Origin of the sequence: Lactococcus sp., from assembly GCF_036648155.1 — a bacterium.
GTDB classification, from domain to species: Bacteria; Bacillota; Bacilli; order Lactobacillales; family Streptococcaceae; genus Lactococcus; species Lactococcus cremoris.
The window spans coordinates 20,712-34,258 of the sequence record NZ_JAVXIY010000002.1 but is presented as its reverse complement, the minus strand read 5'-3'; the positions used below and the strand labels follow the sequence as shown (position 1 = coordinate 34,258).

Here is a 13,547-nt window from a genome sequence, read left to right as displayed (position 1 = left end):
TGACAACTGTTTTAATTTTTCATACTTTCCACATGATATTATTATATCTATTTAAGTATAGCTATTTTTTTATAAAATGTAAATAGTTTTTGACATTTTTTCTTTGGTTATTAAAGGTAATAATTTTTAATATAATAGCGTATTCATTATAAATGAGCTAAAATTTTAATCATTTTTATAATTACATATAGCTTTTTAATAAATGCAGAGTAGTATTTAATGCATAACAATATATTCTTAAGTTATAGATAGTAAAACATAAATTATATATCATTTACTCTATAAAAAAACAGCCAAATCATGATAATTTGTATTCTATGAAAACAATTATGTAATGCATGATGCAACAGAAGTTCTCTATAACATATCATAGTACCGTTATAAAATTTTCCTTAATATAAGAAATGAAGATTTTGAAATTTAATTTACACTTGTAAACATATCCTTTTACATCTATTTATTATATTGTTATACTGATTATCATTAAAAATAAAAAAATTCTATTAATATTATAAAAAATAGATAAAATCTTTTCTTATACAAAGGAGACTAATATGGTAAATATAACGATTTTTGGCAAAGAAAATATGGGACAAGCTATAGGAGGAAATTTTGCCGAGACTGGTAATGTTGTGAATTACATTACAACAAAAACTACGAAACAATATTTAGGAGAAATTATTATTTTTGCTGTACCTTATTCAGCAGTCTCTAGCATTGTTGAGTTATATAAAGATGAGCTTAGAGGTAAAACTATTATTGACATAACAAACCCTGTTAATTTTGAAACTTTTGATGATTTAGTCGTGCCATCGGATTCTTCTGCAGCGGGGATTATATCTACTTTACTACCAGAATCTTTCGTCATCAAGGGATTTAACACTAATTTTGCTAATACATTATCTACTAAAAACGTTGGTGGAGAACACCCAACAACAGTATTATTAGCAGGAGATAATGAAGAAGCTAAAGAAAAAGTAATTAAAACGCTTGATGGAAGTAATTTAAATCTTTTAGATGTCGGTTCACTCAAACGAGCTCGTGAGCTAGAGTCGTTAGGTTTCTTACAAATTTCATTAGCTGGTTCAGATAAAATTTCATGGCAAAACGGTTTTGGTTTATTCGAATAGTATCTTTAAAAAATTAAAATGATAGATAAACTTATATTATAAAAGTCTGATGAGTGAAAGTTATGAAAGACATAAAAATAACTCTTATTGTAATAGTTAAGCAACACGCTGTTGGTTAAATGATAGTATAATACTTTTATTCAACCGAACTATTATCATAAAGTTAAAGAAAGAAAAAAACATATGATGAAAAAAAATATATTGTCCGCTATTCTAATGTCTACAGTCATTTTGTCTGCAGTAGCTCCTATTTCAGGTGTTAATGCTGATACTAACTCGGATATAGCAAAGCAGGATGCAACGATTTCTAGTGCCCAATCCGCACAAGCTCAGGCTCAGAAACAAGTTGATAACATTCAATCAAAAATTGGTTCTATTCAAGCAAAACAAGCTGATCTAAAGAACAAAATGGAGAAGCTCAAGGTAGAAGGAAAAAAACTCAATGCCCAAGTTTCCACGTTACGCCAAAATATTAACGAACGTAATTCTTCGCTACAAGCTCAAGCACGTAGCGCACAAGTAAATAGTTCAACTACTGGTTACTTAGATGCAGTTGTTAATTCAAAATCATTATCTGATGCGATCCAAAAAGTAACTGCTATGGCTACAGTGACATCCGCTAATAAAAATATGCTTGATCAGCAACAAAAAGATATCCAAGCTGTTCAAGCTAAATTAGCAGAAAATCAAAAAAATGATGGCATAATGGTCGCCGCGGAAAATGATTTAACCAAACAAACTAATGATCTTGCTGGGCAGGAAGCTCAACTTAAAGTTGCTCAGTTAAACTATCAATTGACCATCACAACTGCACAAGATAAAAAGCAAGAATTAGAAGCTCAAAAAGTAGCAGCGGAAAAAGCGGCAACTGAACAAGCTAATAAAACAAAGGCAGCAGCAGCAGCTGTAGCAAAAGCTAATGCAGCTCCAATCATTCAAATGCCGAAGACGGCAGTGTCTTCAAGTGTTTCAACAGCTAGTGCGGAAGATAAGACCGTTTCTTCAAGTTCAACACCTAATGTAAACCCAGCTACGCCATCAAAAGAGGTGAGTTCAACTGACACAGATATCAACAAAAATAGTACACCTACACCTAGTCCTAGTATCAATATTTCTAGCGGATATACTATCCCATCAACACACTATGGAACCAATCCTGGAACTTATGTAGCACCAACTTGTACTTTTTATGTTAAATCCGTAATGGGGAGCCGTGTCGGAGATTACTGGGGTAATGGTGAAGACTGGGCGGCTTCAGCAAGTGCAGATGGATTTACAGTTGATAATAATCCTGTAGCAGGATCTACCATAGCAGTATTTGGACCGAATGTTCGAGGTGGAAGCTATGGGCATGTGGCAGTCGTTGAGAGTGTAAACAAAGCAGCAGGAACAATGGTGATCGGAGAGGCTATTGACCTAGGGAATGGTTATTTCAACACAACCAGTACAGTAAAAATAAGTGATGCAAACTATGGCTTTATACATGTTTAAGATTAATATTTAAATAAAAAACATTTAGGATATGGAATTTATCTCACATCCTAAATGTTTTTTTCTATTCAAAGAATTATAGGTATTGCTTAAATTAATTTGCAAGTGTAACTAGAATACTTATTAAACGGCAATAATCCTCCTAAATAACAAAATGAAACAAATAAGAAGGTGAAATCAGATAATATGCTTTGTACACTTTGTTGTTATAAAAATAAGCGTTCTCAGGTTGGAAAGGCTTTTACGTTTACGGTTGTAAACGATTTTCTTTACTTAAAAAAATTTAATTGATATACTTATAAATAATAGATAAAGAATTGAAGGACTTGATATGGATACAAAACCATTTATTATAAAGAAAATAACACTGAGAGCTTCTAATATTTCTGTAATGCGAAATTTTTATGAGAATCTACTACAATTTCATGTGATAAGTGAGACTGATAGTAGTGTTTCTTACGCTTTCAGGGAAAATGAAGAAGCTTTTCTCACTCTGGAATTTGGAGGTAGACTTAGAAAGAAAAATACAGCAGGTTTATTTCACTATGCAATATTGTTTCCTGATGTATCGTCAAAGGCGACAATAGTAGATAGAATTATTAAAAACAATTATCCAATAGGAGCTGGAGATCATTTAGTAAGTGAATCATTTTATATTAATGATCCAGAGGGAAATGGCATAGAGCTATATCACGATAGAGACTCTACTGAGTGGATTTGGGAAGATGGTAAAGTTAAAATGGGGACTTTACCAGTTGATGTTCAAGCTTTATTAGATCAAAAAAATAACCATTTAGATTATCCTAAAAATATGAAAATTGGTCATCTGCATTTCACGGGTAATTCAATTGCTAAATCAGATGAATTTTTTAATGAGCTATTAAATACCGATTTGGTATCATTTGTCGGGGATACGGCTCACTTTTATTCTCAGAATCACTATCATCATCATTTTGCCACAAATATTTGGGAGGGTGAAAATATAAATAAAAGAAATTTATTAGAAAATGGTATATTAAAATGGGAATTAGAAGTATCTAAAGATTACTATGACTCAATTTCACAAAGAATAATAGAGAAAGGTATTCCATTTAAAGATGATGAAAACTCAATCTCTATAGAAGATCATGTTGGATCGAAACTTATTCTATTTAAAAAAATATAGTATATTTATCATTCAAAAAAATTATTTATTGAACTTCTTATTTTATCTCTCTTATACAACAGTGGTGAATCCAAAACTTAACTATGAAAAAGTAGCACTAACTATATAGTGCCTCAATAGCCATGCTGAACAAGAAGAGGCTAAGCATAGCAATGACATAACAAAATACAATGATTGATCCTATATCAATAAAGATTTCATAAAATATTCCTACTTCAAAAGTGCTATTAAGTCATAATTAAATCTATTAAAATAAAAACTAAATAATAAGACAATCTAAACAAAATTTATTTTTGAATAATACGAGATAATTAGGGTTTGCACGTTTGGCTTTTAGTGAATTTTGTTATAATATATTACATTATAGTCTGACATTTGAAGGAGATGATTTATGAAAGATAAACAGTTATATCAAATAGCAAGTATTTGTTTTTTTATTGCAGGTCTTATATTTTTGATATTTGGACAAAGTCAACACACTATTTTCTTATTAGGTATATTATTTATAATTTTATCCATTAGTTTTATGGTTATTAGCAGAAATACACCAAAATTATAGGAATAAAATTGGAAGGCGCGTGCAAATATTAATAATATAAATACAAGAATTTTACTTTATTTTTGAGCGAGTTATAAATCTGATTTTGTTTTAAAATAAATGGTGAAAGTAGAAAGACGAAGTCGGATATTACTTATTACATGACACAGGTTTACTTTGATAGATAGTCAAAAAGAATTTCCTAGAGCTGGTTATATTGCAATGATTGAAGGTGTTTTACATGAAAAACTTAAACCAATTTTAGGTAAAAAGTAAGAGTGTTTTATAATCTGATTTATAGTACATTCAGTAGACAGTCCATACCACATATTGCTTGACTTTTAAAGTTTACTAGCCTATAATCATTGGTATAACAACAAATAAAAAATAACTTTCAAAAACCATCCAGCTTGGACAGTAGATAAAATGAGCCGCTACGCCCGTATTGCTTTGGGGATTCGATAAACATAAATAAAGCTTTCTTTAGTAATTTTACTAAGGAAAGTTTTTTTCTGATAAAATGACTGACAGATATTCCGTCACTAATAATTAAGTAAAAATTAAGTCTTAAGTCCGATAAAAATTGCTATATTTTTTGATACAATAGACTTATGAATAAAAAATTGAAAGCAATCTTTATTATAGAAATTTTTATTGTATTAGGATTGATTTTTCATGTGATTAGTACACCGCGGATGTGGGTAGTGCTTGCCTTAGCTATCCTCTTTACGATATTGGCGACTCGTTCACGTGCGCGTGTATTACGTATCATAAGTTTCATTTTTTGGGCAATATCGGTAATGATTCTCTTCACAGTTGGCTGGTTTTGGTTAGCCATTGTTTTTCCGGCAATTGTTTGCATCGTTTTTTGGAAAAATAATCCACGAGAAGGAGGAGGAAGTTTTTCTTACGAAGATATTTCTCAAGATGAACCTGAGTCAGTCATGAATGAAAATCAAAATGATATCATTGATTTGGATGATGTTACGTTTAAACCTTCTGGCAATAGCCTTTCTATTAAAAAAATGACAGGGAATACCAAAATTATTGTCCCAGAAAATGTAGGTGTATCGCTTGATTTGACAACGAATGCTGGTTTGATTAAGATTTTTGATGAGGCAGCACAAATTAATGCAGGTAACATCCATTATTTTAGTGACAATTTAGATCAGGCAGAAAAACGGATAAAAATAACTATTCGTGTTGGTTCAGGAAATATTGAGGTGATTAGAGGATGAAAAAATCGCTTTTCACAACCTTTTTAGCAGTTTTTAGTATCATCCTTATTATGTATCTTCTTCTATTCATAATGATGAATAGTGGACAACCTTTAGGTGGTCTAAATACCGCTAATATTATTAGAGAACTTCGTGATAATTTCTATGGTTTATGGATATTTATATCAGTTGCAGGATTACTTGCGCTGATTTTTACCTTGTTTAATCATGTTGAAAACATGAGTATTCAACAAAAGTTTCAAGATGACATCAAGCTATTAGAAGAAAATCAGCAGCCCGAATCTCCTGAATTACAAGCTGTTCATGATAAAATTATGAATATGTCGGCAGAACTCCAAGAACTCTCGAAGCAAAAATCTGCTGACAAGGCTGAAATTATTGAATTAGAAAGAAAAAGGATTTCACGAGAACTCCATGATTCTGTCAGTCAGGAACTATTTGCAGCAACGATGATTTTATCTTCGGTGGCTGGTTCCACCCAAAGCTTGAGTAAAGAGCAAATCGAAACACAAACTCAATTAGTTTTGAAAGTCCTTCATTCGGCTCAAAACGAAATGCGGGCGCTCTTATTGCATCTTAGACCTGTAGAATTAGATGGTAAGAGTTTAGCAGAAGGCTTGTCAGCACTGACAGACGAATTGCAAGCAAAAATATCAGCAAATATTACTGTTAAATTAGCTGATATTGAAGCAACAAGTAATATTGAGGACAACCTTTTTCGAATGGCTCAGGAGATTTTATCGAATACTTTGCGTCATTCGCAAGCCGAACACATTGAAGTATCTTTAAGAGAAACCCAAGAAAATATTTTCTTGAAAATTGCTGACGATGGAGTTGGATTTGATGTTTCAACGAGTGATAAAACAGCGAGCTATGGTTTAGCGAATATTAAAGAGCGAGCGCTTTTAATTGGTGGAGATGCTAAAGTGATTTCAGCGCCTGGTTCGGGAACCACTGTTGAGATTATTATTCCCAAAGCTAAGCCGAGTCTTTAAAAATGAAAGATATTTAGAAAGAACAAAATGGAAAAAATCAAACTTTTAATTGTAGATGACCACCAGATGGTGCGCCTTGGTTTATCAAGTTTTATGAATATCCAACCCGATATTGAAGTGGTTGGTGAAGCTGCCGATGGCGAGTCAGGTTTTTTAAAAACAGAATTGCTTGACCCAGATGTCATTCTCATGGATTTGGTAATGGACAGACTTGATGGCATTGGGGCAACTCAGAAGATTTTAGCCAAAAATCCTGATCGAAAAATTTTGATTTTGACAAGTTTTATTGATGATGAAAAAGTTTTTCCAGCTCTGGCTGCAGGAGCAAAAGGATATATTCTTAAAACTTCACAAGCCGCAGAAATTGCAATGGCAATCAGAAAAGTTGCCAATGGCGAAGACGTTTTGTCTGACGCGGTCAAAGAAAAAATTGCCCAACAAAAGCATCGCAAGCATGAACTCTATGATGACTTATCTAAAAGAGAATTAGAAGTACTCAAAGTTCTTGCCACAGGACTTTCCAATCAAGAAATTGCTGACGAACTTTTTATCAGTTTAAAAACAGTAAAAACACATGTTTCAAATATATTCAATAAACTTGAAGTTTCGGACCGCACGCAAGCTACTATTTACGCCATTCAACATCATTTAGTTTGAACTTGAGGAAAAACAAGTTGGTTTTATGATATAATTAAAAATGAACAAATAAATCTAGAGTGAAAAATAAATGGAAAAAATATTAGAAAAAGCCCAAAAAATAAAAATCATTTTTTTTGATATTGATGATACTTTGAGGGTCAAAAATTCAGGATTTATGCCTGAATCAATCAATGAAGTATTTAAAAAACTTCATGAAAAAGGAATCATGACCGGAATTGCAACGGGAAGAAATCTTTTTGGCGTTGTTCCAGAAGTTCGTGCCTTGAAACCTGATTATTATGTCGCCATTAATGGCGCTTATGTTGAAAATGCACGTACTCAAAAAGTTTTATATAAAAATACTTTTTCCAAGGAATTAATAGAGGAAATCATTGCTTGGTTAAAAGCTGAACAAAGTGAATATTCATTTGTGTCAGCTGACAGCTTACGCGTTTCAAAATGGGATAAAATTGCAAGTGATGCCATTAGTCCAGTTTATGCTGAACTGAAAGAAAATCCTGATTATTATCAAACGGAAGAAATTTATCAAATGCTGACCATTTCGGTTCATGATGATCAGCTGAAATTACCAGAAAACTTAGCTGACAAAATTCGGCTTGTACGTTGGCATCCAAATAGCTCAGATATTGTACTGACTGGAGGCTCAAAAGCAATTGGCTGTCAGCAAGTTTTGCAAGAACTTGGTTTGAAAGCTGAAAATATGTTGAATTTTGGTGACGGACTCAATGACCGTGAACTTTTTGATTTTGCTGGCTTGTCAGTTGCGATGAAAGTTTCTCATCCAGAAATTTTGGAAAAAGCTGATTATATTACGGATTCGGTCGAAAATGATGGAATCTTAAAAGCGCTGCAAGCCTTAAAAATTATTGATTGACAAATCTGTCAGGAAAAAATAAAACTGACAGATCCGTCAGTAACTTAAACTATGAAGAAAGGAAGGCATTTTTTAAATAGAAATGCCGACTAAAAAATGATGACTTACCCACAACTTGATCTTGAAAACTACAAAGGTACCACAGCAATTATTAATACCAATCATGGTAAAATGACTGTCAAATTATTTGATAGTCTTGCTCCTAAAACAGTAAAAAACTTTATTGAGCTCAGTAAAGAAGGCTATTATGATGGTGTGATTTTCCACCGAATCATCAAAGATTTTATGATTCAAGGAGGAGATCCAACAGGAACTGGGATGGGTGGTTCTTCAATTTACGGTGAAAAATTTGAGGATGAGTTCTCAATGGATCTCTTTAACCTTCGTGGGGCTTTGTCAATGGCAAATGCCGGTCCTAATACGAACGGTAGTCAATTTTTCATCGTTCAAAATAAAAACTTGCCTTATCCAAAGGACTCTCTTATTCAAGGGGGGTGGCCTGAAGAAGTAGCAGAAACATATACTGATGGTGGAACTCCGCATCTTGACGGTCGACATACTGTTTTTGGTCAATTAGTTGATGAAGAAAGCTACAAAGTCCTTGATAAAATCGCAGCTGTACGTGTGGGTGCACAAGATAAACCAGTTGACGATGTTGTCATTGAATCAGTTGAGATTATCGAGCCATAAAATGGATAAAAAAAGTCCTAAAATCGGAGATATTGTTGAAGTTGAAATCATTGGAATGCAGGATTATGGTGCATTTGTAAAGTTTTTCCTGCAAAATCCAGAAACCAATGAGAAAATTGAACAAAAAGGTTTGATTCATATTTCTGAAATTCAATCCGGATATGTCAAGAGCATCCATGATATTGCTAAAATTGGGCAAAAAATAATGGCCCAAATCATCGATATTGATGAATACAATAGCAAAATTAGCTTGTCAATCCGAAGTCTTGAAAAAAATCCACAAGTTCATCATATCTACCGAAAAAAACATTTTACTGATTCACGAGACAAGATTGGCTTTAAAACCCTTGCTCACTCTCTACCTAGTTGGATTGAAGAAAATGAGGCCTATCTTAAAGCAAAAAAAATGCCCAAAGTGAGGATTTTCTTTGAATGATAACGTATTAAGATATGTCAAACGAGTTTTTAATGTCATTACCATCTTAGGTTTTGTGGCTACAATTGTCGGCGGAGTTTATCTGTGGCGACTGGGTGCTTTTCAAAATCAAGCCGTCTTGCAACAATTGATTGTCGCCCACCGTTTTTTGGGGCCGCTGATTTTCCTTTGTATGCAAGTTTTACAAGTAATCGTCCCAATCATACCTGGCGGAATCACAATGGCCGCCGGTGTCATGATTTTTGGGCCCGTTTGGGGATTTATTTATAATTACTTTGGAATTGTTGCGGGTTCGTTTTTGCTTTTCCACTTTGGGAAAAAATATGGCTCCTCGCTAGCTAAGACTTTCGTCAAAGAAAAAACATATAATAAATACATGGCTTGGTTAGATAAAGGACAAAAGCGCTTTAATATCGTATTTGCGCTCCTTATTTTATCACCGATTGCCCCAGACGACGCTCTAGTTTTGATTGCTAGTCAAACAAAAATGAGTTGGAAATTCTTCACTTGGATTATCTTATTATGTAAACCATTACCAATTCTTCTCTATTCATATCTTCTTATTTTTGGAGGAGATGTTCTTGGGCACTTTTTATAAAATGCTGAAAGTGTTTTCAGCGTTTTTTTGTCGAAATTTTGATAAAGAACGCCCAAATCATTCGAAAAAATTGTATAATAGAATGGATTTATGATTTTAAAAGAGAAGTCACCTCAATAATAAAGTTGTTTTAGCAGATTAAAAGGGATTTGTGATTTTTTGAAATAAATTTTTTAAGGCTAAAACAATATTAAACTGACTGGAGCTAGTTTTGAACAAAAAGAAAGTAAATAGATTTACATTTGATTCAAGAATTGATTATGGGCTGATATTACCAGCCTTTATGTTAATTTTAATTGGTCTTTACGCACTTTATGTGGCAGTAAGTCACGATCATCCGGCACAAGCCACAACTCTGGTAGTTCAACAAGGAACCTGGGTAATCGTTGGGCTTTTCGTTGCCTTAATAGTCATGCACATGGATTCAAGATTTTTATGGAATTTAACCCCATTTTTCTATCTTTTAGGTCTGATTTTGATGATTTTGCCGATATTCTTCTATGATAGAGCGACTTATGCCTCAACAGGTGCAAAAAACTGGCTTGCTTTTGGTGGACGGAATTTATTTCAGCCCTCAGAGTTTATGAAGCTTTCCTACATTCTATTTTCAGCCCGAATTGTAGTAACTTTCCAAAACAATTTGAAAAAGAGAGTCCTCAAAGACGATTTTCGCTTAATTGGACTTTTGATTCTTGAAACAATTCCTGTCGCAATCTTGTCAGTATTTCAAAAGGACTTTGGGACTTTCTTGGTATTTGCGGCAATCTTTGCTGGGATTGTCTTAGTATCTGGAGTTTCTTGGAAAATACTGGCGCCAGCTTTTCTTTTTGTAGCAGCAGTCGCAGGTGGGATTGTGGCTTTAGTTGCTTCTCCAGAAGGACAGAAGTTTCTTGAAAGTACAAGTTTTGCAAAATATCAAGTCAATCGTTTTATTGCTTGGTTACATCCCTTTGAGTATTCGCAAACCTTCAGTCTTCAACAAGCACGTTCTTTGATTTCTGTCGGAGTGGGAGGACTTTGGGGTAAAGGAATTGGCGTTGCCAATGTTAATGTTCCTGTCCGTGAATCAGATATGATTTTTACAGTTATTGCTGAGGATTTCGGATTTGTTGGTTCAGCATTCTTGATTTTCCTTTACTTCATGTTGATTTATCGAATGATTCGAGTGACTTTTAACTCAAATAATCAGTTCTATACTTATATTTCAACCGGTATTATCATGATGATTCTTTTCCACGTCTTTGAAAATATTGGAGCTGCTATTGGGGTTGTTCCATTAACGGGTATCCCTCTACCATTTATTTCCCAAGGGGGTTCGGCTTTGATGTCCAATATCATTGGATTAGGACTTGTTCTATCGATGAAATATAATCAACTCCCAGAATTCGTCAGAGAACAAAGACAGATTCCAGTCAAGGGAGATAGTCGTAAAAATCGTCGTAGAAATAGAACTTAAAAAATTCTTAGCTTTTTATAAAAAATGAAGATTACTAGCAGAAATGTTAGTAGTTTTTTTATTACCTTAAATATGTCTATAAGTCATATATAGCAAGGTGGAAAACGCTTTAATTTTTTGTAAATTTTTAAAATAAATGATAAAATAAATTTGTGAGAGAAATCTCAAAATTAAATACTATTGATTGCCTGAAACGACAACCATCCTATTCAGAGGAGGCGCTTTTATGCGCGCAGCACGTTTTTATGATCGCGGAGATATTCGCGTTGAAGAAATTAATGAACCAGCAGTAAAAGCTGGTCAAGTAGGTATAGATGTGGCTTGGTGTGGAATCTGTGGTACAGATCTGCACGAATTTTTAGATGGACCAATTTTTTGTCCATCAGCAGAACATCCCAATCCTATTACAGGTGAAGTTCCACCAGTTACTCTCGGACACGAAATGTCTGGTATTGTAAACTTTGTAGGTCAAGGGGTAAGTGGGCTCAAAGTAGGTGACCATGTCGTTGTTGAACCTTATATCGTTCCCGAAGGTACTGATACAAGTGAAACTGGACATTACAATCTCTCAGAAGGATCAAACTTTATTGGTTTGGGCGGAAATGGCGGCGGTCTGGCTGAAAAAATTTCAGTTGATGAACGTTGGGTACATAAAATTCCTGACGATTTACCATTAGATGAAGCAGCACTAATTGAACCACTTTCTGTGGGATATCATGCTGTTGAACGTGCTAATTTGAGTGAAAAGAGTACGGTACTCGTTGTTGGAGCTGGTCCAATCGGACTTTTGACAGCTGCAGTTGCCAAAGCTCAAGGGCATACAGTAATTATTAGTGAGCCTAGTGGTTTGCGTCGTAAAAAAGCTCAAGAAGCAGAAGTTGCTGATTATTTCTTTAATCCAATTGAAGATGATATTCAGGCAAAAGTTCATCAAATTAATGAAAAAGGAGTCGATGCAGCTTTTGAATGTACTTCTGTTCAACCAGGATTTGATGCGTGTTTAGATTCTATTCGCATGGGTGGAACAGTTGTTATCGTTGCAATTTGGGGTAAACCAGCTAGTGTTGACATGGCAAAATTAGTCATTAAAGAAGCTAATCTTTTAGGGACTATTGCTTATAATAATACTCATCCTAAAACAATTGATTTAGTTGCAACTGGTAAGATTAAATTGAATCAATTTATTACAGGTAAAATTGGCTTAGATGACCTGATTGATAAAGGTTTTGATACTTTGATTCATCACAATGAAACAGCAGTTAAGATTTTAGTTTCACCAACTGGAAAAGGTCTATAAATATAAATTTCACTCATTTAAAGGAGAAATAAAGATGTCTAAAGTTGCAGCAGTTACTGGGGCAGGTCAAGGAATTGGCTTTGCTATCGCAAAACGTTTATATAATGATGGGTTTAAAGTCGCAATCATTGATTACAATGAAGAAACAGCTCAACAAGCAGCTAAGGAACTTGGAGGCGAATCATTTGCTCTTAAAGCAGATGTTTCTGACCGTGACCAAGTAGTTGCCGCTTTAGAAGCTGTTGTTGAAAAATTTGGTGATTTGAATGTAGTAGTAAATAATGCAGGAATCGCCCCAACCACTCCGATTGAAACAATTACTCCTGAACAATTTCATCAAGTTTATAATATTAATGTTGGTGGAGTTTTGTGGGGAACACAGACAGCCACAGCACTTTTCCGTAAATTAGGTCATGGTGGTAAGATTATTAATGCAACTTCGCAAGCAGGTGTTGTTGGGAATCCTAACCTAATGCTTTATTCTTCTTCAAAATTCGCTGTTCGTGGAATGACACAAATTGCCGCTCGCGATCTAGCAGAAGAAGGAATTACAGTTAATGCCTATGCACCAGGGATTGTTAAAACACCAATGATGTTTGATATTGCACATCAAGTGGGGAAAAATGCAGGTAAAGATGACGAATGGGGCATGCAAACTTTTGCCAAAGATATTGCGATGAAACGTTTATCTGAGCCTGAGGACGTGGCCAACGTGGTTTCTTTCCTTGCTGGTCCTGATTCTAATTATATTACGGGTCAAACAATTATTGTTGATGGTGGAATGCAATTTCATTAATCAAAAAAGAACTGTCAAGTTTATATCTTGACAGTTCTTTTTGTTTTATGTTATAATTATCTTAAATAAATGAACGAGGTAAGGTCTATTGAAAATCTAAGTTTGGAACTTTAAAAAATATTCGTCAAATCGAGTGTTTTTGTTGCGTTCACAACTTAGAGAAAATAGGCTTTTATTATGCTT

The 13,547-nt window shown here is 33.9% G+C and carries 14 protein-coding genes and 1 pseudogene; all 15 read left to right on the top strand.

Annotated elements, in window-relative coordinates; translation table 11 throughout:
* Nucleotides 1-554 precede the first annotated feature (554 nt).
* The 15 genes and pseudogenes from RSC39_RS02020 (at nucleotide 555) to RSC39_RS01950 (ending at nucleotide 13,364) form a co-directional block, all read left to right on the top strand.
* Nucleotides 555-1,130 (top strand): NADPH-dependent F420 reductase, encoded by a 576-nt coding sequence (locus RSC39_RS02020; RefSeq protein ID WP_332534731.1) that lies wholly within the window; start codon nucleotides 555-557, stop codon nucleotides 1,128-1,130.
* Between the two features lie 216 nt (nucleotides 1,131-1,346).
* Nucleotides 1,347-2,621, top strand: a complete 1,275-nt coding sequence (locus RSC39_RS02015; RefSeq protein ID WP_332534729.1) for a CHAP domain-containing protein — start codon at nucleotides 1,347-1,349, stop codon at nucleotides 2,619-2,621.
* Between the two features lie 331 nt (nucleotides 2,622-2,952).
* The gene (locus RSC39_RS02010; protein WP_011835471.1) at nucleotides 2,953-3,786 is read left to right on the top strand and encodes a VOC family protein; all 834 of its coding nucleotides are present in this window, start codon (nucleotides 2,953-2,955) and stop codon (nucleotides 3,784-3,786) included.
* A 391-nt stretch (nucleotides 3,787-4,177) separates the two neighbouring features.
* Nucleotides 4,178-4,345: a hypothetical protein gene (locus RSC39_RS02005; RefSeq protein ID WP_017864379.1), complete on the top strand. Its 168-nt coding sequence runs from the start codon at nucleotides 4,178-4,180 to the stop codon at nucleotides 4,343-4,345.
* Nucleotides 4,346-4,696: 351 nt separating this feature from the next.
* Nucleotides 4,697-4,789, top strand: a pseudogene (locus tag RSC39_RS02000) (aromatic ring hydroxylase); the annotation flags it as partial.
* A 146-nt stretch (nucleotides 4,790-4,935) separates the two neighbouring features.
* Nucleotides 4,936-5,562, top strand: coding sequence for a cell wall-active antibiotics response protein LiaF (gene liaF, locus RSC39_RS01995; protein ID WP_332534725.1), 627 nt, complete (start codon nucleotides 4,936-4,938; stop codon nucleotides 5,560-5,562).
* Nucleotides 5,559-6,557 (top strand): sensor histidine kinase, encoded by a 999-nt coding sequence (locus RSC39_RS01990; RefSeq protein WP_011835468.1) that lies wholly within the window; start codon nucleotides 5,559-5,561, stop codon nucleotides 6,555-6,557. The genes liaF and RSC39_RS01990 overlap by 4 nt, the downstream gene beginning before the upstream one ends.
* Before the next feature lie 27 nt (nucleotides 6,558-6,584).
* On the top strand, nucleotides 6,585-7,214 hold the full coding sequence (locus RSC39_RS01985) for a response regulator transcription factor (protein WP_332534722.1): 630 nt from the start codon (nucleotides 6,585-6,587) through the stop codon (nucleotides 7,212-7,214).
* Nucleotides 7,215-7,284: 70 nt separating this feature from the next.
* Nucleotides 7,285-8,091, top strand: coding sequence for a Cof-type HAD-IIB family hydrolase (locus RSC39_RS01980; protein WP_332534720.1), 807 nt, complete (start codon nucleotides 7,285-7,287; stop codon nucleotides 8,089-8,091).
* A 99-nt stretch (nucleotides 8,092-8,190) separates the two neighbouring features.
* Nucleotides 8,191-8,781 carry a peptidylprolyl isomerase gene (locus RSC39_RS01975; protein ID WP_021037027.1) on the top strand — a complete coding sequence of 197 codons (591 nt, stop codon included), beginning with the start codon at nucleotides 8,191-8,193 and terminating at the stop codon, nucleotides 8,779-8,781.
* 1 nt (nucleotide 8,782) lies between these two features.
* Nucleotides 8,783-9,217, top strand: coding sequence for a CvfD/Ygs/GSP13 family RNA-binding post-transcriptional regulator (locus RSC39_RS01970; protein ID WP_332534717.1), 435 nt, complete (start codon nucleotides 8,783-8,785; stop codon nucleotides 9,215-9,217).
* Entirely contained in the window at nucleotides 9,210-9,815 is a 606-nt protein-coding gene (locus RSC39_RS01965) for a TVP38/TMEM64 family protein (protein WP_332534715.1), read from the top strand. Before RSC39_RS01970 ends, RSC39_RS01965 begins: the two co-directional genes overlap by 8 nt.
* A gap of 211 nt (nucleotides 9,816-10,026) precedes the next feature.
* Entirely contained in the window at nucleotides 10,027-11,271 is a 1,245-nt protein-coding gene (locus RSC39_RS01960) for an FtsW/RodA/SpoVE family cell cycle protein (protein ID WP_011835464.1), read from the top strand.
* A 226-nt stretch (nucleotides 11,272-11,497) separates the two neighbouring features.
* Nucleotides 11,498-12,568 (top strand): 2,3-butanediol dehydrogenase, encoded by a 1,071-nt coding sequence (locus RSC39_RS01955; RefSeq protein WP_332534713.1) that lies wholly within the window; start codon nucleotides 11,498-11,500, stop codon nucleotides 12,566-12,568.
* A 34-nt stretch (nucleotides 12,569-12,602) separates the two neighbouring features.
* Nucleotides 12,603-13,364 carry a (S)-acetoin forming diacetyl reductase gene (locus RSC39_RS01950; protein WP_332534711.1) on the top strand — a complete coding sequence of 254 codons (762 nt, stop codon included), beginning with the start codon at nucleotides 12,603-12,605 and terminating at the stop codon, nucleotides 13,362-13,364.
* The last annotated feature ends 183 nt before the right edge of the window (nucleotides 13,365-13,547 follow it).